Consider the following 23,929-nt stretch of genomic DNA (forward strand, 5'->3'; position numbering starts at 1 on the left):
CGCCCGCAAGCTTGCGGGCTTATGCTATGATTTCGCCCAACCTCCTTATTCACCTCGTTTTTTTAGTCACGGTGAATGATTGATTTAATAACCTATGGTGCAAGATGACTGCGAGCTATCTTAAATTCCCACAATTTGATCCGGTAATATTCTCTATCGGCCCAATCTCCCTCCACTGGTATGGATTGATGTACCTCGTCGGTTTTATCTTCGCAATGTGGCTCGCTACCCGTCGCGCAAATAAACCAGGAAGCGGGTGGACGAAAAACGAAGTCGAAAACTTATTGTATGCGGGTTTCCTCGGCGTATTCTTAGGGGGACGTATCGGCTATGTTTTATTTTATAACTTACCGCTGTTTCTTGAGAACCCGCTCTATCTGTTTAAAGTTTGGGATGGCGGGATGTCGTTCCACGGCGGATTGATTGGCGTTATCCTCGTAATGTTGATTTTCGCTCGTAAAACAAAACGTACGTTCTTCCAGGTCTCTGATTTTATCGCGCCGCTTATTCCTTTCGGTCTAGGTGCTGGACGTTTAGGCAACTTTATCAACGGCGAACTCTGGGGCCGTGTCGATCCTAACTCATCATGGGCAATGCTCTTCCCAGGTTCGCGTGATGAAGATATTGCTTTAATCCCGACTCACCCGCAGTGGCAGTCACTGTTAGACACCTATGGCGTCCTGCCTCGTCATCCTTCACAGCTCTATGAGCTGGCCTTGGAAGGGGTAGTACTCTTTATTATCCTGAATCTATTCATCCGTAAACCGCGTCCGATGGGCAGCGTTTCGGGTCTATTTCTGATAGGCTATGGCGCTTTCCGCATTATCGTCGAGTTCTTCCGCCAGCCGGATGCACAATTAGGCCTATTTGGTGGCGTCATTAGTATGGGGCAGATCCTCTCTATTCCAATGATTGTTGCCGGGCTGATAATGATGATTTGGGCGTACAAGCGCCAGCCAACGACCGTAACGAGTGAAGTAAAATGAATCAATATTTGCAACTGATGCAGAAAGTCCTCGCTGAAGGGGCGGTAAAAGACGACCGTACCGGAACCGGAACGCTGTCTATTTTCGGGCACCAGATGCGTTTCGACCTGCAACAGGGTTTCCCGCTAGTCACCACCAAAAAGTGTCACCTACGCTCGATTATCCATGAGCTGCTGTGGTTCCTGAAAGGAGACACTAATATCGCCTACCTGAAAGAAAATAAGGTCACTATTTGGGATGAGTGGGCAGACGAGCAAGGGAATTTAGGCCCGGTCTATGGTCAACAATGGCGTAGCTGGCCTGCAGCTGATGGTCGACATATTGATCAGATCAGCGAAGTGATCCGGCAAATCAAGCAGGATCCTGACTCCCGTCGTATTATTGTCTCGGCGTGGAATGTCGGAGAGTTGGATAAGATGGCGTTGGCCCCTTGCCACGCGTTTTTCCAGTTCTACGTGGTTAACGGTAAGTTAAGCTGCCAGCTCTACCAGCGCTCTTGCGACGTGTTCTTAGGGCTACCGTTTAACATCGCCAGCTACGCGCTATTAGTGCATATGGTCGCTCAGCAGTGTGACCTTGAGGTCGGCGACTTTGTATGGACGGGGGGAGATACCCATCTTTACTCCAATCACCTCGAGCAGGCTCAGTTACAACTGACCCGCGAGCCGCGTGCGCTCCCGAAGCTCGTTATCAAACGTAAGCCCGACTCAATTTTTGACTACCGCTTCGATGATTTCGAGATTGAGGGTTACGACCCACATCCGGCAATCAAAGCCCCGGTCGCTATTTAGTCGTGTAAACCGCTCTTTCGAGCGGTTTTTTTTTGCTCTCATTTCCGTATTGTCATGCAGTGATTATTTTAATGCGGAGTAGCTTGAATTATTCAACTAATCGTTTATCAGTACTCCACGTTAATCAGTAAATCAAGAGAAAATAAATATATATATTTGCCGTTAAATCCACGCATAAATTTGCACAATCGCTAACTCCTCATATACTTATCGAGAATGTTTAAATTTTAAAAAACTACTTTTATCAGTGGTTTATAACTATATTTTACTCTTCACGGAGAAGCTTAATGGATCAGCTGCCCTTCACGATTGGGTTTATAATTATGTCGCTAGCGTCGCTGGCAATATATTTTACTGGAAGGAAAAAAATATCAATAAAGAATCATGTCATGATGCATTCGCTGGTGACATTTATTGCCGCTACCGCCTATTTAGCAATGGCATTAGGCGTTGGTAATATTCTTTTGGATAATGGTACTACCCTCTATATAGCAAGATATATAGATTGGTCGTTAACTACTCCTCTATTATTGGCTGGGCTAGTATTAATTGCCTTTCACGAATATACCGCATCAAGCCAAGTAAGCGGCTATTTAACGGCCATTATCGGCTTGGATATCGTGATGATCGTGACAGGCCTACTTTCCTCCGTGGCCGAGACAGCGCTGGTTAAGGAAGTGTGGTTTGTGTGGTCTTGTGCCGCATTTCTCGGCGTCATCTATTTATTATGGGGACCGTTACGAAAAATCGCTGCAACGCGCGCGCTGACCACCCCAGGTGGATATTATAAAAACATTACGCTGCTTACTCTAGTATGGCTAATTTATCCGCTGGTCTTCGCGGTGGGTCCAGAAGGACTTGGCGTGATCACCGATAATGCCTCAGTCTGGAGTTTCCTCGTTCTAGATGTGATCGCGAAGGTGCTGTACGCCTTCTACGCGGCGAAAGTCCTGGCGAAATCTTTCCAACCTACTGTTGTTGAGAGCACACTCGGTTCATGAGTCTGCGGCAGCATAGCGTTGGTAAAGGGCTTCTTTATTTGGCGGCGCTAGTTGCCGCCTTGAGCCCCTCTTTTTATCAGGCTATTTTCGCCGTTATCGGTATCGGTATTATTGGCATGGCCCATGGCGCGAGTGACTTGGCCGTCGTGGAATCACGTAAAAGAACTGCCTTCTTAAGCTGTTACCTGGTGATGATGCTGTGTTGTTTACTCTTCTGGCAGCTCAGCCCCGCTATCGCACTACCGAGTTTTCTTATTGCATCGGCTATCCACTTCGTACTGGAAGAACCCCCGACAAAATCATGGATGATAAGGCTTTCACTCGGCATAGGGCTAATCACTCTTCCAACGCTATTCCATGCCGAGAGTACACTGCAATTACTCGAGTATGCGGGGTTCTCTGCGCAGGAATTACCGGCATTTATGGTGTTTATGCGTCTACTAGGCGGGATAACCGCGTTTATCCTGATTGTTGCGACGTGCAGGACTCGCCACTACTCCTCCCTCTGTGCAGTGCTCGCCTTACTTTTCTTCCCCCCACTTGTCGGTTTTACGCTAGGCTTTCTGGTGCTCCATGCTTTCCCGCAGACAGAGTCTCGTCGCGATGCATTGGGCTGTAAAAACTATACGCATTATCTATCAATGACCTGGCCTATATTAGGATTAGCCGTGCTGTTCTCACTTTTTCTCATTAGCGTGTGCTTACCTGATACGCAAAATAGCGTACGATCCGCTTTTACGGTACTCACTGCCTTAGCCATTCCCCATTTACTTATTACTCCTTATTTTGAACGGCGTAAGCGCTAAATTTTTATTTATCTCTACACATATATTTAATTATTAATAATAGGAATTAAAATAGTATTATTTTTTAGCCTATCGCCCACCCATAAAGTGAAATGTTGACCTATGGGGTAAGGGTACAGACCTATTTCAATGAGAGAAAAAACACGACTAATACTAGCGAGTTGTCGCGTTTTTTACCGCTCGCCTTTGTGTTTCTTTGGCTTAACTCGCATATTTTTAACTTTTCTCAATTCTTCTTTAATACGATTGGAAGTTATCTTCAAGGCTTAAGTGAATCGATTAGACCGAGTCACACGCCAGGTTTAGGCTTTTCCCATGCCTACTTCACCTCGTGCTTCACAAGCTGGTTTTACGCTATTGGAAATACTGATTGTGCTCCTGATCACTACGATATTGGTGGGGCTTGCCAGTCGCTCCCTCACGCAGTGGCAGCAGCGGCAAGCAGTGAGGGCAAGTGCCATTGATCTGGCCCATTTTTTAAACCGCTTGCGGCAACAAGCCAGTCGGTATCACTCTACGGTCGTGGTGGCAGTAGCGCCCTCGGCAGATAACGTCCGTGTGGTGGCCAACAGCGACCCGCGGGTAGGGCTAGAACAGCACTGGGAATGGCGGCCACTAGACTCGGCGGTTCAGGTTGTCGCCATCGTGGGCGAGCCACGTTTTTTTGGGAAACACAGTACCGCATGGCCAGGGAGTATCGAGATCGGTAACAAGGCCGCACGCTGGCGAATTATTATTTCGGCTCACGGGCGCGTGCGTTATTGCCAGGCACAAGATAAAGGCTGCCAATGAGACCCCTTTCGTCTGCACAAGAGGGCTTTAGCCTGATTGAATTATTAATAGCCTTAACATTAGGAGCAGTAGTATTGCTCAGCGTGGAACGCCTGTTACCGCAGATCTGGTTACAGGCAGCCGCCCTTGAACAACGTCAGCTCGCGCGAGCTGAAGGGCACCGCTTACTATTACAGCTGGAAAAAGCGATTCGGCGGGCGGGGTTTTGTAATGGTGATAACTGTAAGGGGGTAGCCATGGAGATAAAGGACGGTGGTAAGTGTTTACTTCTACGCTGGGATGATAATGCTAATGGTCAATGGGAAGGGATAGCCCATCCACAGAGTGACTATTTCGGTTATCGCCATCGCGATAACCTACTCGAGTCAGCCAGAGGGGTTGGTAATTGCCAGCTAGGCCACTGGTCGCGACTCAATCAGCCTTCGCAGGTACAAATCATCGATTTTTCGGTACAGCAAGTTGGAGCGCGGGTTGAGGTCGTGCTTACGATCAAAGCGGGTAAGTACACACTTAGGCGAAAGCACATCGTTAATCGAGAGAATAGCTAGTTGAAACCGCAACTACCGCCTTATGTACTGATGCAACAGGGCAACGTTACGCTATTGGCCGTGTTAGTCGTTACGCTACTCGCGAGTACTCTTTTACGCGCCACGAGTCACTCTCTTCGCTATGGCGCTCAGCAGGTCAACGATGAAAAACAGTATCTTCAAGCTTTTTATCAAGCTCAATCTGCGTTGGCGTGGGGACTACCCTATCCTTGGCCGGCTGCGCAGGGTTGGCATTGTCCCGTCTCGCCTTCTCCGACATTTTCTCTCTGTTTGTGGCGGGAAACGGAGACTGAAGGGTGGTTACGAGGGCGTTCGCAAAAAAGTGAGTGGTTACTCTGGCAGAGGGTTACGTTTTCGAAAGACGTGCCACACGCTGCACGACGCCACCCACGGGGGTGGATCGATGAGTGTCCATTATCCCCCGAACAGTGCTACCGTCAGTTGCCAAGGAATGAGTCTCGTTGAGGTACTCGTGGCGATCACACTCTTGGCGATCAGTAGCTTGCTGCTACTTCGCTACGCGCAAACCCTGCACAGTAGTGAACAGACGCAGTGGCAGCGCCGAGAAATATGGCGTCAGCTGGCACAGCGATTGGAAGGCGGGGGGGAGGAGCTCCGTTACCTGAATGAACAGGCGACGATGGCCGATGGGGGCTGTCATTGGCAACGGGTAGAGTGGCATCCGCCGAATCACTCACCTCTGTATCTTGAACGTCTACGCTGCCCATAGCAAAGTTATGCGCGAGGTCGTGATAACAGACCAAGCGAGGTATACTACGCGCTAATTAGTAGGAAAAAGAGGTCACTATGTTTCGTGTTTGGCATTCCAATCGCCTGGATTTACTCAAAGATCTGGTTACCTCGATTATGCAAAATGATCCACTGCCCGATCCGCTAGAGCAGGAAGTGGTATTGGTACAAAGTCCGGGTATGGCACAGTGGCTACAGATGGAGCTGGCGACGGGTTTTCGTTCGCGCATCGCGGCCAATATCCACTTTCCACTTCCTGCAACCTTTATTTGGCAGATGTTTGTCGCCGTGCTCCCGAATATTCCTGCCGAGAGTGCGTTTACCAAGAGTGCAATGAGCTGGAAGCTGATGCACTTATTGCCGGCGCTGCGTGATGAGCCCGATTTCTTGGTGTTGAGCGACTATCTGGTGGATGATAGTGACCAACGCAAGCTCTACCAGCTCAGCGCCCAAGTCGCTGACCTCTTCGACCACTACCTCGTCTATCGTCCAGATTGGCTGGCGCTGTGGCAACGAGGAGAGCGTATTCCTGAGCTAGGTAGCGCCCAAGCGTGGCAAGCACCACTATGGCAGGCGCTCGTCGCCTATACGGAAGAGATAGGCCAGCCGGAGTGGCATCGTGCCAATCTGTATCAGCGCTTTATCGAACGCCTCACCGATGGCAATTTTCAGGCGGCGCTACCTAAAAGGATTTTTATTTGTGGTATCTCTTCACTGCCGCCGATTTACCTACAGGCACTGGAGGCGCTAGGCCGACACAGTGATATTCATCTACTCTTTACCAATCCCTGCCAGCATTACTGGGGCGATATTCAAGACCGTGCTTTTCTTGCTAGGTTATTAACTCGGCGGCGTAAGGTCTATGCGCTCAAGCAACAGCAATGGCAAGAGACAGGAGAGCAACGAGGGCTATTCAAATTACCCGACGTCGCCGCTCAGCTTTTTAGTTCCGAGGGTGAACAGGCGCTCCCGAACCCGTTGTTAGCGTCATGGGGGCGGCAAGGGCGCGATAACCTCTATCTACTCGCACAGATGGAGAGCGTTAACGATGAGATCCATGCGTTTGTCGAGAGCGAACCCACCCACCTTCTATCGCAGCTGCAACACGATATCTTGATGCTGGAAGATCATTCTGTAGTGGGGCTCAACGAACAGCAGTTTATGCACAGCGCGGCTAAGCGTGAATTAGCGGCCGATGATCGATCTGTCACGATAACGAGTTGCCACAATGCTCAACGAGAGGTCGAAGTATTACGAGACTATCTTCTGACTCTACTCGATCAGGACGCAGAACTCAGTCCACGGGATATTATCGTGATGGTCGCGGATATTGATGTCTACGCGCCTTACATCGAAGCGGTATTCTCGCGTGCTAATAACGACGCCTACCTCCCTTTTGCTATTTCAGATCGCAGCGCGAGTTATGCTCATCCGGTCATCCAAGCCTTTATCCAACTATTAATGCTACCGGACAGCCGATTTACCTCCGAACAAGTACTTGCCCTCCTGGAGGTTCCTGCCTTAGCGGAGCGTTTTTCGATAAGCGAAGAGCAACTACAGCGGCTGCGTCATTGGGTAGAGGAGTCTGGCATACGCTGGGGACTGGATGACGAGAGCGTTGCGCAGCTCGCTCTGCCGATTACCGGCCAACATACTTGGCAGTTTGGGATCCAGCGTATGCTACTCGGTTATGCCATGGATAGCGGTGTAGGCGATTGGCAGGGCATACTCCCCTTTGATGAAAGCGCCGGATTGATGGGCGAACTAGCGGGGCAACTGGCCGAGTTTCTTGCCGCGTTAACGCAATGGCGTGAGCGGCTGACCGACTCTAATACACTTGAAGAGTGGCTACCCTACTGCCGACAATTAACCGAGCGCTTTTTTATCGGCGATGCCGAAAGCCAAGCGGCCTTGGAAGTGATCCATGAACAGTGGCGTAAGGTCCTGCAAGAGGGTATCGACTCCCATTACGCCCAGCCGATCCCGATGACCCTACTGCGTGATGAGCTACGGGGACGACTTGAGCAACAGCGTGTCAGTCAACGGTTTTTAGCTGGGCAAGTCAATTTTTGTACGTTAATGCCGATGCGATCGATTCCGTTCAAAGTCGTCTGTCTACTTGGCATGAACGATGGCGTCTACCCACGTACGTTACTGCCCTCTGGCTTCGACCTGATGCCAAAACTTCCGAGAAAAGGAGATAGGAACCGTCGCGATGATGACCGCTATCTTTTCTTAGAGGCGCTAACCTCGGCGCAGCATTACTTCTATGTCAGCTATATTGGCCGTTCTATTCAAGATAATCAGCCACGGTTAGCCTCGGTCTTGGTGACGGAGCTTTTGGAGTATATCGGGCAAAGCTTCCATCTCGCGGACGATGCACACTGTGATGTGGATGAAAGTGCACGCCGCGTCCAACAACACCTCGTGTTGGCGCAAGCACGCACGCCATTCTCAGTGGAGAACTTTAGCCCAACGAACCCTTGGCGCTCCTTCGCACAACAGTGGACGGCAGCAGCAAATCGCACCGGGAGTCTACAGCCGACCTTCGCTCAACCCTTAGCGGCGCTTATCCCTGAAGAGCTACCGATTAGCGCGTTAGCGAGTTTTTGGCGGCATCCAATCCGTGCGTGGTTTACCCGCCGATTAGGCGTTTATTTCCACCGTGAGGCGGTCGGCCTTCCTGAGAGCGAGCCTTTTACTCATGATCACCTCACGCGTTATCAGCTTAACCAATTGCTCCTTAATACGCTTATTGAGCAAGAGCCTGCCGATCGACTCTATCGCCACTATCGGCTTTCCGGTCAGCTCCCCTATGGCGCATACGGGAGATTGACTTGGCAGCGGCAATGTCGAGAGATGGAAGGCATTGCCGAGACGGTGATACGCCAACGCCAAGCCACCCAGAGTATGGAGGTAGATTTAATCCTGCTCCAGACGCGAGTGGTCGGCTGGATACCGCAGGTACAAGCCGATGGGCTGCTGCGTTGGCGTCCGGGTAAGCTTAACCTGACCGACGGACTCGTGCTGTGGATTGAGCATCTCCTCTATTGTGCGATGGGAGGAGGGGGGATCAGCCGTCTTTATGGGCGTGATGAGAGTTGTTGGCGTTTCTTACCTCTGCCCGCAGACCAAGCGATTATCGAATTGGAGAAAATGATGCAGGGCTATTACCAAGGCATGGTTGAACCGCTCTGGTTGCTTAAAGAGAGTGGCGGGAGCTGGTTACAGGCTTCTCTCATCAAGAATAGCCAGCCTGCGGCCATCGACTGGCAAGAAGAGACACAGAACACCGCCCTGCAACGCCTACAGACGGCATGGCATGAGGGGTATTTAATGGCTGGGGAAGGCAGCGACCCTTATCTACAACGCCTCGCCCCTCAGCTGACCGCTGAGCATATTACAGAGATTTGCCAACAAGCCGCGACATGGTATCTCCCGATAATACAAGCGCATAGCCCTGAGCCATCGGAGTCTGGATCATGAGCCACTCTTCGCCGACGATCACGCTGGATCCCTTCACGTTACCCTTGCAAGGGCAGCGCCTCATCGAGGCTTCTGCGGGGACGGGAAAAACATTTACCTTAGCTATCCTTTATCTACGGCTGTTGTTAGGCCTAGGGCAAGCCGCTGCATGGCCGCGCCAGCTGTCGGTGGAAGAAATTCTTGTTGTGACCTTTACGGAAGCGGCCACTGAGGAGCTACGTGGACGGATCCGCGAGAATATCCATCAACTACGTATTGCCTGTATTCGCGGGTATTCTGACCATCCAGTCATGCGTCGCCTACTCGATGAAATCGACGATAAAGCCAATGCGGCGATGATCTTACTCTTGGCCGAACGGCAGATGGACGAGTCTGCGATTTATACTATCCATGGTTTTTGTCAGCGCATGTTGAACCTGAATGCATTCGAGTCGGGGATGCTATTTCAACAAGAGTTGTTAGAAGATGAGCAACAATTATTACGACAAGCGACCGAAGATTTTTGGCGACGTTATTGTTATCCGCTTGATGAGACGATAGCCCAAGAGATAGTGGCACTGTTCACCGGTCCTGAACACCTCCTACACTCTATTAAAGCCTGGTTACAGGGGGAGTCAGTACAGCTTAAACATCCGCTGTCCGCTAAGGATCTTAGCGAATGCCACCAAGAAAACTGCCGCCGCATTATCGAGATGAAGCAGCAGTGGCAGCAAATAGCGGCGGACGTTTATGCCTTGGTTATGGACTCCGACGTCGATAAACGTAGCTATTCCAAGTTGCATGTCCCGAATTGGATCAACGCCATCACGCTGTGGGCTGAAAGCGAGGAGGCCGGGTATCAATTTCCGCAAAAAGAGCTTGAGAAATTTAGCCAAGCCCAGCTATTGGCCAAGACTAAAAAAGGGCAGGCTCCGCAGCACAGCGTTTTTGAGGCGATTGACCTTTTCCTTGCGACACCTATTTCGTTATACGAACCGCTCGTTGCGCTAGCGCTTCAGGATATCCGCGCAAATCTGCGTCGTGAAAAAGAGCGACAAGCGCTGCTCAGCTTCGACGATCTTTTAACTAAACTCGATCGCGGGTTACAACAGCCACAGGGAGAGGCGCTGGCCGAGGCGATCCGTCAGCGCTATCCGGTCGCGATGGTGGATGAGTTTCAGGATACCGATCCGACCCAATATCGGATCTTTAGCCATATCTACACGCCAGCTTCGCAGACGGCACTCCTGTTGATTGGCGACCCGAAACAGGCGATCTATGCGTTTCGAGGTGCGGATATCTTTACCTATATTAAAGCGCGTGACGAGGTCGTCGATCACTACTCCTTACATACTAACTGGCGCTCTTCGCCGGGGATGGTCGCCACGGTCAATCAGCTGTTCCAGCGTGTTGAACATCCTTTTCTCTTTGCCGATATTCCCTTCCTGCCGGTCGCATCAGCACCGAATAATCACGATCTTAGCGTGTGGCGAGATGGCGAGAAGCAGCCCGCAATGCGCTGGTGGCTAAAAGAAGGTGAAGGCTGCAACGTTACGGATTATCAGCATACGATGGCGCACTATTGTGCTAACGATATCGCGCAGTGGCTGACCGCCGGGCAGCAGCAGCAGGCTTGGTTGGTGAGAGGAGAAACTCGTCGCGTCGTCTGCGCGGCGGACATCACGGTATTGGTACGTAGCCGCCGTGAGGCAAGCCTCATTCGCGACGCCCTACAGCAGCAGGGGATCGCTTCCGTTTATCTCTCCAGTCGAGATAGCGTCTACCAAACCGTGGAGGCGCAAGAACTCCTGTGGCTATTACAAGCAATCTTGACGCCGCAGCAGGAATCGTTATTACGCACTGCGCTGGCAACACGCCTACTCGGCTATTCGGCGATGCAGATCGAGGATCTCAGTCAAGATAGTCGTCAATGGGATGAGCTGACCGATCGCTTCGTGCAGTGGCAGCAGCAATGGCGGGCCTACGGCTTCTTACCTATGTTCCGCTCGGTGATGCAGCAGCAGGGACTCGCCGAGAATATCTTATCGGGTGAACGGGGTGAGCGCCGCCTGACCGATATTATGCATGTCAGTGAGTTACTGCAAACAGCATCTGCCGATCACGATACGCCACATGCGCTACTACGCTTTTTCGCGCAGCAAGTCGATCAGCCCGATGATAATGCACGTAATCAACAATTACGGTTAGAGAGTGATCGCGATTTAGTCCAAATAGTCACTATCCATAAATCTAAAGGATTAGAGTACCCCTTGGTCTGGCTGCCCTTTATCGCTAGCTATCGAGAAACGAAGCAGCCGCTGTACCATGACCGCCAGCATTTCTCCGCGGTACTCGATCTGCAGGCTGACGAGGAAAGCCTCGAATTAGCGGAAGAAGAGCGGCTAGCGGAAGATCTGCGTTTACTCTATGTCGCTATGACCCGTTCCATTTGGCATTGTAGCCTAGGGATTGCGCCGCTATTTTATCGTAAGCGTAAATACCAAGGGCCTACCGAGCTTGAGCGCAGTGCAGTCGGCTACCTGCTACAAAAAGGGGAGCCTGCTACCGCCCAGGAGCTAGCGACGGCGTTGGCCGCGATGGCCGATAGCGAGTGTGAGCTAATAATGGCCAGCGAGCGCTCTACCACCGACTATCAAGCGGTTGTCCCGGTGGCTTCACAGGTTTTTGCACGGGTCTTGCAACGCTCATTGCAGGACCACTGGCGAGTGACCAGCTATTCCGCGTTAACGCACCATGCTAGCAGTCGGCAGCTCTTTGTTCCGGGCTTTGATAACGAGGTCGTGGCTGAACGTGCCGATGAGTCTCCTTCTACCGCGACGGTTCATCAGTTTCCCAAGGGAGCAGGGCCGGGGACGTTTTTACACTATCTCTTCGAACATCTCGATTTTACCGCGATACCCGAAACACAGTGGGTGACCGAACAGCTATTAGGCTGGGGCTATGAAGAGACATGGACGAGTGTGGTGCATACGTGGATCCAGCGCGTATTAGCCCAACAGCTCCCGATGGCCGAAACCTCGCTCTCGCAGATCGATCGTGGCGATCGCGTGATCGAGATGGAGTTTTGGATCCCCATCGAAAAACCGCTGAACGCTACGGCGTTGGATCGATGCATCAAGCGCTACGATCCGCTATCCGCCCAGGCACCGGCGTTAGTTTTTTCCCAAGTTCAGGGGATGCTGAAGGGCTTTATCGATCTGGTCTTTCGCTGGCAGGGTAAATATTACCTCGCGGACTATAAGTCGAATTGGCTGGGTGAAAATAGCCAAGCCTATACCCCGGCGGCGATGGCTAATGCCATGGTAGAGCATCGTTACGATTTCCAATATCAGCTGTATACCCTAGCGCTCCATCGCTATTTGCGTCATCGCCTGCCTGACTACGATTATGAGCAACATTTTGGGGGTGTCTATTACCTCTTTCTACGGGGGATGGCAGATAATTTACCCGGAAACGGGATCTATTTTACACGACCGCCTCTTGCTTTGATTGAGCAGATGGATCGTTTCTTTAGCGAAGAAGAGGGTACTGATGAATCCGCTTGATAAGGTGATGAGCTATGCGCACACCGCGCAGCTGTTCCGACCGGTAGACCTACAATTTGCGCGCCTTGTCTGTGGTGGCGAACGAGCGGATTATTTTCTCGCCGCGGCCTGTGTCAGCGCCAGCGCGGGTGAGGGGCATGTCTGCATCGATTTAGCTTCCCTAACGCCCGCAGGATTATGGGCGGGGTCGCAACGTGTCGCCGCTGAAGGATTATGGCAACTCTGCGAGGCCCCCATGGAGGCAGAGGTATGGCAACGCCAATTAGAGCATTGGCCAGCACTCTCTTCGCCGACGCACAGAGGGCCGCTATGCTTGGTCGACCACCAGCTCTATTTGCAACGAGCCTGGCAGTATGAACAGCAAGTGGCGGCCTTTTTTAACGCTTTTCCTGAACAACAGGTCGATGATGAAGCGCAGGCACGGCTGATCTTGGACCGATTGTTTGGTGAGGCGTCGCATAACGATCAGAAAGTCGCGGCCGCTGTCGCGCTAACCGCGCGCCATGCAATTATCTCCGGCGGTCCGGGGACAGGAAAAACGACGACGGTCGCAAAGCTACTGGCGGCGATGATCCAGCTCAGCCCGAATAAACTGCGAATTCAGATGGCGGCCCCCACCGGTAAGGCGGCCGCTCGACTCACCGAGTCGCTGGGCAAGGCACTCCTTGGCCTTGAGGTTGACGACGCGGTTCGCCAGCGTTTTCCTCGCGAAGCGACAACGCTACACCGTTTATTGGGCGCACAGGCAACAACGCGTCAGCTGCGTTACCATGCACAAAACCCCTTACATCTCGACGTATTAATCGTCGATGAAGCCTCAATGGTCGATTTAACGATGATGGCGAACCTGATCGCAGCTTTACCGGCAAGCGCTCGCGTTATTTTCTTGGGCGATCGCGATCAGCTTGCTTCTGTCGAGGCGGGGGCGGTGCTCGGCGATATCTGTCGTAGTGCCGAGTATGGCTATAGTCGTGCGCGTGCAGCTCAGCTTACTCGCCTCACCGGCTGTGTGATCGCAGGGAATGATCTTAGCGATGCACCAAGACTTCGAGAGAGTATCTGCTTACTGACGCACAGCTACCGATTCGATGGCGATTCAGGTATCGGGCAGCTCGCGAAGGCGGTAAACCAAGGTGATAGCCGTCAGGCGCAGGCTTTGCTGGCCGGAGAGCATCGCGATATCCACTGGCGTACCTTGGCGGATGAAGGGGACTGGCAAACACTACTAACCGAAATTTGCCAAGGCTATCAGCCCTTTTTAGCGGCGATAGCCAGTGGCTCTTCGCCGCATAAAGTTGTGTCAGACTTCGGCCACTATCAGGTGCTGTGTGCCTTACGGGAAGGTGCGTTCGGGGTGAAAGGTCTTAACCAAAGTATCGAGACTGCATTACGGCAACGTGGGCTATTGCCACCGCTTCCTCCTACGCAACAGGCGTATGTCGGGCGGCCAATTATGATCACGCGTAATGATAGTAGCCTAGGGCTATTTAACGGCGATATCGGCATCACGCTGTTAGATGATGAACAGCAATTAAAGGTCTATTTTCAATTACCGAGTGGCGAACTGCGGGCCGTACAGCCCTCGCGCTTACCCGAACACGAAACCGCCTGGGTGATGACGGTCCATAAGTCTCAAGGCTCCGAGTTTACGCACACGGCGTTGGTGCTACCGCGTCAGTTTAGTCCCGTGCTCTCAAGAGAACTTATCTATACCGCCATTACCCGTGCCAAATCGCAGTTAACCCTCTATGGTGAGGCAAGTATGATCAGCCGTGCGATAGCCAACCAAACCTCCCGCCGTAGTGGATTAACGGCTGCGCTGCGTTAGCGATCAATCGAGGGTAAGCATTAAGATTTTTGAGCGCCGTTGGTAGTTATAGAGTTTCTGTTTACTTTCCGGCAGGAACTCTACATCGACCGGCTGAAAGCCTCGCTCTTGGAACCAGTGGATACTGCGGGTGGTCAGCACGAATAGCTTTTCCAATCCCGCTTGCCGTGCCTGCTGGCTTACTTGCTGGAGCAGAACATCGCCTCGCGAAGAGCTACGGTAATCGGGGTGGACGGCGACGCAGGCCATCTCTCCGATTTTCTCTTTACTAAAGGGGTAGAGAGCCGCACAGGCAATGGTAAGTTGATCGCGTACCACCACCGTAAATTTATCGATCTCCATCTCTAATTGTTCGCGGGAGCGTCTGACGAGTATCCCTTGCTGTTCGAGAGGGCGGATAAGTTCGAGGATGCCGCCGATATCGTCGATCGTCGCCTTACGAACCTGCTCAGCCGAGGCCATCACGACTTGAGTACCAATCCCTTCACGAGAGAAAAGTTCTTGCAGCAGCGCACCATCTTCGAGATAGCTAATCAGGTGACTGCCGGGGACGCCACTTTTACAGGCTTGCACGGCGCCGCGTAAGAACCGCACGGTCCCCGATAAGTAGTCACCTGCATTTTCGTATTGCTTAATGCGTTGCGCGGCTTGGTCAGGAAATATCTCAGAGATAATCTTCCCGTTATCGTCGGGCACGCCTTGCTCGGAACAAAACCCAATCATTTTCGCGGCATTGAGTTTAATCGCCACTTGCGTCGCGATTTCTTCGGAGGTGAGGTTAAAGCTCTCTCCGGTCACCGAGACGGCGACGGGACCGAGCAGAACAATCGCCCCAGTATCGAGTTGCTGATTAATCGCTTGGTAATCGATACGCCGAATACGGCCGGTATGGCAATAATCGACACCATCATCGACGCCCAAAGGTTGTGCGATGATAAAGTTACCGCTGACAACGTTAATATGTGCGTTTTGTAGCGGCGTATTGCCAAGGCTCATTGAGAGGCGTGCCGTAATATCTAATTGCAGCCTACCCGCTGCTTGTTTGACTAACTCCAAGGATTGGGCGTCAGTAACTCTTGTATACTTATGATAAGTCGGCTCAATATTATGACTGAGTAAATTCGCATCGATCTGTGGGCGTGCGCCGTATACCACGACGAGGCGGATACCTAAACTGTGCAACAGACCAATGTCACTGACAATACTGAGGAAATTTTCATGGCAGATAGCTTCACCGCCGAGCATGATGACAAAGGTCTTATTACGATGAGTGTTAATGTAGGGCGCGGTATGCCGAAAACCTCTAACCAGTTCAGTGCTACGTTCTGTCACGATAACTCCAAGTGAATTTTTATTCGTTATAAATGTATTTTTATTCTTAATAAGTGCAAATTGCAAGGTGTGATTGTGTTAAATCACAAACTTATCTTTAGGGACAAGGATAATGGTGTACCAAAAAGGAGGAGGCTATCGTCGGCTTCTACGTAATATCTCGCTAATCGCTTGCCTAGCAGGCATGACGCCACCGGCGTATGCGGCCAATACGGATCCTCAATTTAGCGCGGCGCGGGTGTGGCCCTCCACACTCTATACGCGGCTTACGTTTGAGTCGCAAATCGCCCCTCATTATCGCTATTTTATATTGAATAATCCGCGGCGCTTGGTGATCGATGTAGATAACTTCCGAACGAGCCAGTCTCTGCGTAATATAAGCCGCCTCGTTAAGGCTAGCGACCCCTTTATCGCCGGGATCCGTGTCGCTAAGTTCGATAGCAACACGCTACGTATTGTCATCGATTTAAAGCAGCCGATACGGGCAGATATCTTTGATTTGAAACCGGTCGCCCATTTTCAACGCCGATTGGTTATCGACCTCTATCCCAAACTGAATAATGAGAAAGACCCTCTTGGCGTGTTCATCGCACAGACGCCAGCGGTCAATACCCCGTTCAAGGCCTTGCCGCAGACCGTCACTCACACGCCGTTTATCGTGATGATCGACCCGGGGCATGGCGGTGAAGATCCCGGTGCACATGGGTTACGTAAAACGCGCGAGAAAGACGTGGTGTTACAGATCGCTAAGCGTTTAAAGCAGCTGATCGATAAACAGCCGAATATGGCAGCACTCATGACACGCAACGATGATCATTTCGTTCCGCTTAACGCTCGAGTCGTCAAAGCCCAGCAGCAGAAAGCGACGATTTTCGTCTCGATTCATGCGGACGCCTTCGCAAATCGCCAAGCTCGCGGCTCGTCGGTATTCACTTTATCGACACGGGGGGCAACCTCGGCGGCCGCACGTTTTCTTGCGCAATCGCAAAATGAATCGGATCTGATCGGTGGGGTAAGTCGGAGTGGGGATTATTATCTGGATAACACCCTGCTTGAATTAATGCAGCGTCAAACGTTACACGACAGCGCGCTGCTCGGTAAGGCCGTTCTCGATCAATTACAAAAAATTAGTCCATTACATAAGACGCGTGTTGAACGGGCGGGATTCGCAGTACTCAAGGCTCCCGATATTCCCTCGATACTAGTCGAAACCGCCTTTATTAGTCATCCTGAGGAAGAGCGGAAGTTACAGACAGCGCGGTATCAACAGCAGGTTGCCGAGGCAATTTTGGCGGGAATTACACGTTATAAAGCGAAGCATACTAATTAGGCTAACGCCCCACCCATAGGGTAGGGCGTGTGGCTTAGCGTTGTGATAATTGTTGTTCTTTCTCGCGTCCTGCAATGAATCCGTAGAAGATATAACCGACCATAGTGATAATTGTTCCGCCGAAGACGGCCTCAACCCCGCAAGAGTAGACCCCATAAATACTATAGAGAACCGCGGCGGTACTAACGACCGAGGCGATACGATACTCTGATGCGCTGACGTGGCTTTTTTGTAACATCACCTGTAGACCCGTCATAGAGAGGACATAAGGCACCATATTGATAAATACCGCGAGGTTCAGCAGCATGTTGAACTGTTTAAGCAGGTTAGGTGAGATGGTCATGCATGCCAGCAATAGCTCAAGAACCAGCATGATTAGCATTCCGGCAATCGGAGCATCATCTTTACTCATTTTGCTAAAAATAGTGGGGAATAAACGGTCGTCTGCCGCGGACTTTGCCACCTGCGCATTAGTAAACTGCCAACCGAGTAGCGAACCGATACAGGCAATTACCGCCAAACCAGTGACAATCATGCCGATGGTCGGATTAAACATCGTTGAAAAGACCAGACCGAAAGGCGCATTACTCGCCGCTAATTCCGCATTAGGGATAATTCCTTGAATAACGGTAGTCGACGCAATATAAACGATGGCCGCGAAGCCGGTCCCGAACAAACAGGCTAGTGGGACGTTACGTTCAGGATTTTCCACCGCGTCAGAGTTAGCCCCAGCGGATTCCACTCCTAAGAAAGCCCACAAGGTAAGGGAGATACCTGAAGAGATAGCCCCTCCGGTTGTAAATCCATGCGGGTTCCACGAAGCGCTGAAAATAGCGGGATCGAACCAGAACCACCCTAACACCGACAGACCGGCAACCGGAATAATAATCCCCCATACGGTAAAATTAGAGATTCGTCCGGTAATTTTCGGCCCTTTAAAATTTGCCACCATGGTAACGACTAAGATAGCCACAACGGTAATAAAGGTGTGAATCGGCGTCTCTTTAATCCAAGGTGCGAAAGGGGCCATATAGCCGGTGGCCGACACAGCGATCGCCACACAGCTGATCACTAAACAGATATAGTAGGTGTAGGAAGCGATGAAAAATGCCGATTTACCATGCGCTTCTGAGGCATAGGCAGACATCCCCCCCGACCGCCGACATAACGCCCCACAGCGAGCAAAAGTGTACGCAATGCACATTGCCCCGACTACCGTCACTAGCCAAGAGAGAACCGAAATCGCTCCAGTTTCAGCTAAGCTTGCGGGCAGCATGATAATTCCTGACCCCATCATGTTAACCGCGACCAGCACGGTGAGGTCCATTACCCCCATCTTTTTTGATTTCGTCGTCATACACTTTCTCCTAATGTTAAAAGATCATCCTTCCACCTGAATATTTATATTCTTGTTTGTGGGAATTAATATTCATTTTTATTTTAATGGAAGGGTTTGTATGTTTTTAAATTATGACTTTAAAGGGTTCTTGTAATTGATTGATATCAATTTATCACCGAAGAAATATTTTTTTAGATAATTATTCATTTGTTTTTAACCTGTGAGTTATTTGGTTAAGTCGATGATTTGTATATCTAATTTAATATATTATGGTGTTTTTTATTATATTTGTATTCGGCCATCATTAATATCTATCTAAAAATATTTTTACTCTAAAAAATACGCTGGAATTCTTTTTAAATTAGCGTTACGTTTTTATTAACTTCACGAGTTTGCTTTTGGTTAAGGTTGTTTGATAACGAAAGAATAACCTGTCTTTATCTATTTAAAATAATAAAGAGGTCTATATGTGTGACAAAAATTATTTAGTTGCCCTACACCAGGCGAGAACGCAACAAACCAGTCTAACGCCTCTTGAAGAGACGATTGATAACATCAGTCATTCCCTACGCAGCAAAGGGGAGCGCGTTAAATTTACCCACCACTATCAAGAGGCAGCTACCTATGTCAGCTCTATGGCACCGGTTGACTGCATTATGATTGAGTGGGCACCGACGCAGACTGAGGCTATCTGCCACCTTCTCAAACAGTTGAGGGTTCGTCATGAAAAGGTACCCGCATTCTTATTAGTGAATACGCATGAAGAGGGTAAATCGATTCCGTCAGACATTATGAATAACGTGACGGAAACCTTCTTAGTGCTAGACGATACTACCGATTTTATCGTGGGACGTTTACAGGCGGCAGTCGCTCGTTACGAAAAAATCATTATGCCGCCGCTCATGTCGGCAATGATGAAATATGCCAAGGAAAAAGAGTACTCATGGTCGGCACCGGGTCACCAAGGCGGTATTGGCTTTTGTAAAACGCCGGTCGGACGTAAGTTTTTCGACTTCTACGGCGAAAACATCTTCCGTACCGATATGGGGATCGAACGGGCTTGCCTTGGGTCGATGTTAGATCATACCGGCGCGTTTGGGGATAGCGAAAAGTATATTGCTGAAGTATTTGGCGCGCACCGATCCTATTCGTTGGTGGTCGGTACGTCTGGCGCAAACCGGACGATTATGCAGGCTTGTTGTACCGACAGCGATATTGCGATTTGCGACCGTAACAGTCATAAGTCAATTGAGCAGGGGCTGATGCTGACAGGCGTCGCTCCGGTTTATATGACACCTACGCGTAACGCATATGGCATCATCGGGCCGATTCCGAAAGCACAGATGCATCATTCCGCAATTGCACAGCGCATTGCCGATAACCGTTTTGCCAGCCAAGCACCGAACAGCCGTCCCGTTTACAGTGTTGTGACTAACTGTACCTACGATGGACTTATCTATAACGGGGATGAAATCCAACGGCTATTAGGGGAAAGCTGTGATCGGATCCACTACGACGAAGCATGGTTCGGCTATTCTCGCTTCAATCCGATTTATAAAAGCTTCCACGCGATGCGCGGCGACAAGGCGGCACATGGCGCAGACCAGCCAACGCTCTTCGCGACGCACTCTACCCATAAATTATTGAATGCCTTATCCCAGGCATCTTATATTCATATGCGTGAAGGGCGCGCCTCGATCAAGCCAGCGCAGTTTAGCCAAGCCTATATGATGCATGCGACAACCTCGCCTCTATACTCGATTGCGGCGTCTAACGACGTTGCGGCTGCGATGATGGAAGGGAATCAAGGGATTAATTTAACCACCGAGGTGATTGAAGAGGCCGTAGAATTTCGTCAGGCGGTCGCACGTGCGCACCAGCAAGCCTGTGCCGACAAGAGTTGGTTCTTTAAACCGTGGAACCCTGAGGTAGTGATCGACCCTGCTACCCAGCAAAGTTACGACTTCGCTGAAGCACCGCGTGAACTGCTAGTTAAAGAGCAGAGTTGCTGGATGCTCGATCCTCAAGATAGCTGGCATGGCTTCGCCGGGCTTGATGACAATTGGGTGATGCTCGATCCGGTGAAGGTTAGCCTACTCACTCCAGGTCTCAACGACGACGGAACGTTACAGGATGAAGGCGTGCCTGCTGCGTTAGTCACCGCTTATCTGTCTAGCCTAGGCATTGTCCCGACGCGTACCACCGACTTCCAAGTGATGTTCCTCTTCTCAATGGGGGTGACAAAGGGCAAATGGGTGACGTTGATGAATAGCTTGTTGGCCTTCAAAAAACATTATGATGCCGATGCACCACTGAGTGAAGTTCTGCCTGGTTTAGTCGAAACCGACCCAGCACTATATGGTGAGATGACCATGCAACAGCTGGGCCGCCGGATGATCGATTTCCTCAAAAAACATAACCCTAGCGAACAGTTAAATAAGGCCTATTCAACACTTCCAACTATGGATATGTTGCCGCGTGATGCTTATACACAACTGGTCAAAGATAATGTGGAATTAGTTTCCATTTATCAGCTAGCCGGTCGTACGGCCGCCAATTCCGTAATCCCTTATCCACCAGGGATCCCAATGTTAATGTCCGGGGAGAACTTCGGTGATCAGCTCAGCCCGCAAATCGCCTACTTGCAAGCGTTGCAAGCATGGGATGACGCGTTCCCAGGGTTCGAGCATGAAACTGAAGGTGCGGAGAAAGAGGAGGGTATTTACCACGTCATGTGCATAAAGAAATAAGCACGTCCTTTGATTAGCATCAATTAATACTGAAATAGACCTAGGGTAGCAATATTTATATTGTTACCCTTTTTTATTAATGATTATGTTGTATGTTAATCCATATCAATATTATTTTTATCTCGGGGTATTTGAATAATTAGGATTTATTTTTAATTTATCGCATTATGATTAAAGTCAATAACCAAGACAGGTAGGTCTTCTTTTAATAACGGGGGTCATGAATAATAAAAGCTACGGTATTCATCTTTACCGAGTGTAAAAGGTAACAGTTATATGTTGAAGAAAAATAAATGTCTTGATCTCGATCGTGTATTTAAAAAACTTTTAGCAGATGAATGTATTGGCTCGCAATCTGATTTTGTTGAGCATCTAACTCAACAAGGTTTTGAGCATATCAATCAGTCTAAAATATCTAGGATGCTCGCCAGCTATGGCGCAGTACGTAAGCGTAATGCACGGATGGAGATGGTGTATAGCCTCCCTGCTGAACGGGGTGTTCCGACGGCAAAAACTACGCTGAAAAGTTCGGTGCTAAGTGTTGATTATAATCAATGGATGGTGGTCATTCATACCGTACCTGGTGCCGCTCCCCTCATTGCACGCTTACTCGATTCTTGCGGGAGAAATGACGGAATATTAGGCACTGTCGCGGGTGACGACACGATATTCACTGTGCCAGTTATTGATGCCGATATTAATGATATTTATAAATCTGTCATACAAATATTAAATTCCGACAATCTTTAATGAATGAATAGGGAATTACTAGAGGGGATACCATGAATATATCAGCATTATTTTCTTCTTATGCACAGGAAGCACTACAACAGCTAGGGATTTCATCGCCCTTACCTATTTGTGCAAAAGTCTCGACACGTTATGAATTAGGGGATTACCAAATCGATTCTATCATCCCCCTCGCTAAGCAATTACAACGGCAGCCACGGCAATTAGCAGAGCAAGTCGTCGAACAGATGAAATCCTCTAGCGAGGTTACTGCGCGTGCCGAGTCGATTGAGGTAGCAGGGCCGGGTTTTATTAATATCCGTTTAAAAAATAGCTGGTTAGCAGAGTCGCTCACGGCGTTAGCCGACGATCCGCGGTTAGGCGTGGCCCGTCAATCCCCCTCGCATGTGGTGATCGATTACTCCTCGCCTAACGTCGCAAAAGAGATGCATGTCGGGCATCTACGCTCGACGATTATTGGCGATGCCAGCGTACGCACTTTACGCTTTCTTGGCCATAAGGTGACTAAGGTTAACCATATCGGGGATTGGGGGACGCAATTTGGTATGTTGATTGCGCACTTAGAGGAGGTCGATCGCCAGGATCTTCTCTCGCTCTCCGATCTTGAGGGTTTTTATCGCGAGGCAAAAAAACGTTATGACCAAGATAGCGATTTTTCCAAGCGTGCCAGAAGGTATGTGGTCAAGCTACAACAGGGAGACGAGTATTGTCGTAAGATGTGGCGTCAACTTGTTGATATTTCTATGCAGCAGAATCAGCATAATTACGATCTCTTGAACGTTTCATTGACGCCTGCAGACATTCGTGGTGAGAGCGCCTATAACGATATGCTACCAGAAATCGTCAATGATCTTTTAGCACGGGATATCGCTAAGGAAGAGAAGGGATCGGTGGTCGTCTACCTCGACGATTATCAGAATAAGCAGGGTGAGGCGATGGGGGTCGTGGTCCGTAAGCAAGATGGTGGGTATCTCTACACCACTACCGATATAGCCTGTGCAAAATACCGTTATGAAACACTCAAGGCAGACCGTATTCTTTATTACATCGATGCGCGCCAGCACCAGCATTTGATGATGGCTTGGGCGATTGTCCGTAAAGCCGGCTATGTCCCGCCCAATGTGGCGTTAGAACATCATAAATTTGGCATGATGCTCGATAAGCAAGGACAACCGTTTAAGACCCGCGAAGGGGGAACGATCAAGCTCTGCGACTTGTTAGCAGAGGCGGTTAGCCGAGCGAAGCAGTTAATCGAGCAGAAATCGCCGCATTTCACGGGTACGGCACTGGATGAACTGGCGACAATTATCGGTATTGGGGCGGTGAAGTATGCCGATCTCTCGAAAAATCGTACCACCGACTATATCTTCGACTGGGACAGTATGTTGAGTTTCGAAGGGAATACCGCCCCCTATATCCAATATGCCGGCGCACGTATTCATTCACTGTTAGAGAAAGCACAGCAACAGGGGATAGTGTGGCAGGATGGCAAGGACATTAGCATTACGACGGGCGAGGAACGCGCGATTGCGTTAGCGATTCTTCAGCTGGAAGAGCGGCTGAGTGTGGTCGCGAGAGAGGGATTACCAAATATAATGTGTCAGTATCTCTACGATTTGGCATCACTCTTTTCACGTCTCTATGCGAATTCACCGATCGTGACAGAGAGCGATGTTGTGCAGCGCAAAAGCCGCCTCTACCTAGCTCAACTTACCGAGAAAGTATTGAGCCTAGGCCTATCAACCTTGGGGATACGTATTCCTGAGCGGATGTAACGAAAAAAAGCTTATCAATATGCATTGATAAGCTTTCTTAAATTGGTTGCGGGGGCCGGATTTGAACCGACGACCTTCGGGTTATGAGCCCGACGAGCTACCAGGCTGCTCCACCCCGCG

Annotated in this window: 17 protein-coding genes and 1 tRNA gene; 15 read left to right on the top strand and 3 right to left on the bottom strand. The window is 50.1% G+C overall.

Annotated elements, in window-relative coordinates; genetic code table 11:
- Positions 1-104 precede the first annotated feature (104 nt).
- The 11 genes from lgt to recD all read left to right on the top strand — a co-directional run bounded on the left by lgt (position 105) and on the right by recD (position 14,533).
- Positions 105-986 carry a prolipoprotein diacylglyceryl transferase gene (gene lgt, locus HGT70_RS15765; RefSeq protein ID WP_071431681.1) on the top strand — a complete coding sequence of 294 codons (882 nt, stop codon included), beginning with the start codon at positions 105-107 and terminating at the stop codon, positions 984-986.
- A complete protein-coding gene (gene thyA / locus HGT70_RS15770) occupies positions 983-1,777 on the top strand; it encodes a thymidylate synthase (RefSeq protein WP_071431679.1) in 795 nt (264 codons plus the stop codon). The genes lgt and thyA overlap by 4 nt, the downstream gene beginning before the upstream one ends.
- Before the next feature lie 287 nt (positions 1,778-2,064).
- Entirely contained in the window at positions 2,065-2,778 is a 714-nt protein-coding gene (locus HGT70_RS15775) for a bacteriorhodopsin (protein WP_214196511.1), read from the top strand.
- A complete protein-coding gene (locus tag HGT70_RS15780) occupies positions 2,775-3,584 on the top strand; it encodes a Brp/Blh family beta-carotene 15,15'-dioxygenase (RefSeq protein ID WP_214196512.1) in 810 nt (269 codons plus the stop codon). The genes HGT70_RS15775 and HGT70_RS15780 overlap by 4 nt, the downstream gene beginning before the upstream one ends.
- A 315-nt stretch (positions 3,585-3,899) precedes the next feature.
- Entirely contained in the window at positions 3,900-4,376 is a 477-nt protein-coding gene (locus HGT70_RS15785; protein ID WP_214196513.1) for a prepilin-type N-terminal cleavage/methylation domain-containing protein, read from the top strand.
- The gene (locus HGT70_RS15790) at positions 4,373-4,924 is read left to right on the top strand and encodes a prepilin peptidase-dependent protein (RefSeq protein WP_214196514.1); all 552 of its coding nucleotides are present in this window, start codon (positions 4,373-4,375) and stop codon (positions 4,922-4,924) included. Before HGT70_RS15785 ends, HGT70_RS15790 begins: the two co-directional genes overlap by 4 nt.
- Positions 4,925-5,389, top strand: a complete 465-nt coding sequence (locus tag HGT70_RS15795) for a DUF2509 family protein (RefSeq protein ID WP_214196515.1) — start codon at positions 4,925-4,927, stop codon at positions 5,387-5,389.
- Positions 5,376-5,654 carry a hypothetical protein gene (locus HGT70_RS15800; protein WP_198363417.1) on the top strand — a complete coding sequence of 93 codons (279 nt, stop codon included), beginning with the start codon at positions 5,376-5,378 and terminating at the stop codon, positions 5,652-5,654. The genes HGT70_RS15795 and HGT70_RS15800 overlap by 14 nt, the downstream gene beginning before the upstream one ends.
- Positions 5,655-5,731: 77 nt before the next feature.
- Positions 5,732-9,160, top strand: a complete 3,429-nt coding sequence (gene recC, locus HGT70_RS15805; protein ID WP_214196516.1) for an exodeoxyribonuclease V subunit gamma — start codon at positions 5,732-5,734, stop codon at positions 9,158-9,160.
- Positions 9,157-12,705 (top strand): exodeoxyribonuclease V subunit beta, encoded by a 3,549-nt coding sequence (gene recB / locus HGT70_RS15810; protein ID WP_214196517.1) that lies wholly within the window; start codon positions 9,157-9,159, stop codon positions 12,703-12,705. Before recC ends, recB begins: the two co-directional genes overlap by 4 nt.
- Positions 12,692-14,533 (top strand): exodeoxyribonuclease V subunit alpha, encoded by a 1,842-nt coding sequence (recD, locus tag HGT70_RS15815; protein WP_214196518.1) that lies wholly within the window; start codon positions 12,692-12,694, stop codon positions 14,531-14,533. The genes recB and recD overlap by 14 nt, the downstream gene beginning before the upstream one ends.
- A gap of 3 nt (positions 14,534-14,536) precedes the next feature.
- Here recD and argA read toward each other — a convergent pair whose 3' ends face one another.
- Entirely contained in the window at positions 14,537-15,868 is a 1,332-nt protein-coding gene (gene argA / locus HGT70_RS15820; RefSeq protein ID WP_198363460.1) for an amino-acid N-acetyltransferase, read from the bottom strand.
- A gap of 109 nt (positions 15,869-15,977) precedes the next feature.
- Here argA and HGT70_RS15825 point away from each other — a divergent pair, with 109 nt between their 5' ends.
- The gene (locus HGT70_RS15825) at positions 15,978-17,195 is read left to right on the top strand and encodes an N-acetylmuramoyl-L-alanine amidase (protein ID WP_071431658.1); all 1,218 of its coding nucleotides are present in this window, start codon (positions 15,978-15,980) and stop codon (positions 17,193-17,195) included.
- 34 nt (positions 17,196-17,229) lie between these two features.
- Here the strand turns inward: HGT70_RS15825 and potE are convergent, their stop codons facing one another.
- The gene (gene potE, locus HGT70_RS15830) at positions 17,230-18,552 is read right to left on the bottom strand and encodes a putrescine-ornithine antiporter (RefSeq protein ID WP_214196519.1); all 1,323 of its coding nucleotides are present in this window, start codon (positions 18,550-18,552) and stop codon (positions 17,230-17,232) included.
- Between the two features lie 449 nt (positions 18,553-19,001).
- Here potE and adiA point away from each other — a divergent pair, with 449 nt between their 5' ends.
- The 3 genes from adiA to argS all read left to right on the top strand — a co-directional run bounded on the left by adiA (position 19,002) and on the right by argS (position 23,809).
- Positions 19,002-21,284, top strand: a complete 2,283-nt coding sequence (gene adiA, locus HGT70_RS15835; RefSeq protein WP_214196520.1) for an arginine decarboxylase — start codon at positions 19,002-19,004, stop codon at positions 21,282-21,284.
- A gap of 276 nt (positions 21,285-21,560) precedes the next feature.
- Positions 21,561-22,034 carry a transcriptional regulator ArgR gene (gene argR, locus HGT70_RS15840; protein ID WP_071431652.1) on the top strand — a complete coding sequence of 158 codons (474 nt, stop codon included), beginning with the start codon at positions 21,561-21,563 and terminating at the stop codon, positions 22,032-22,034.
- A 32-nt stretch (positions 22,035-22,066) separates the two neighbouring features.
- A complete protein-coding gene (gene argS, locus HGT70_RS15845) occupies positions 22,067-23,809 on the top strand; it encodes an arginine--tRNA ligase (RefSeq protein WP_214196521.1) in 1,743 nt (580 codons plus the stop codon).
- A 43-nt stretch (positions 23,810-23,852) separates the two neighbouring features.
- On the opposite strand, the gene HGT70_RS15850 is transcribed toward argS, so the two are convergent.
- A tRNA-Met gene (locus HGT70_RS15850) sits at positions 23,853-23,929 on the bottom strand.

Source organism: Rosenbergiella collisarenosi, assembly GCF_018494085.1.
GTDB lineage: Bacteria > Pseudomonadota > Gammaproteobacteria > Enterobacterales > Enterobacteriaceae > Rosenbergiella > Rosenbergiella collisarenosi.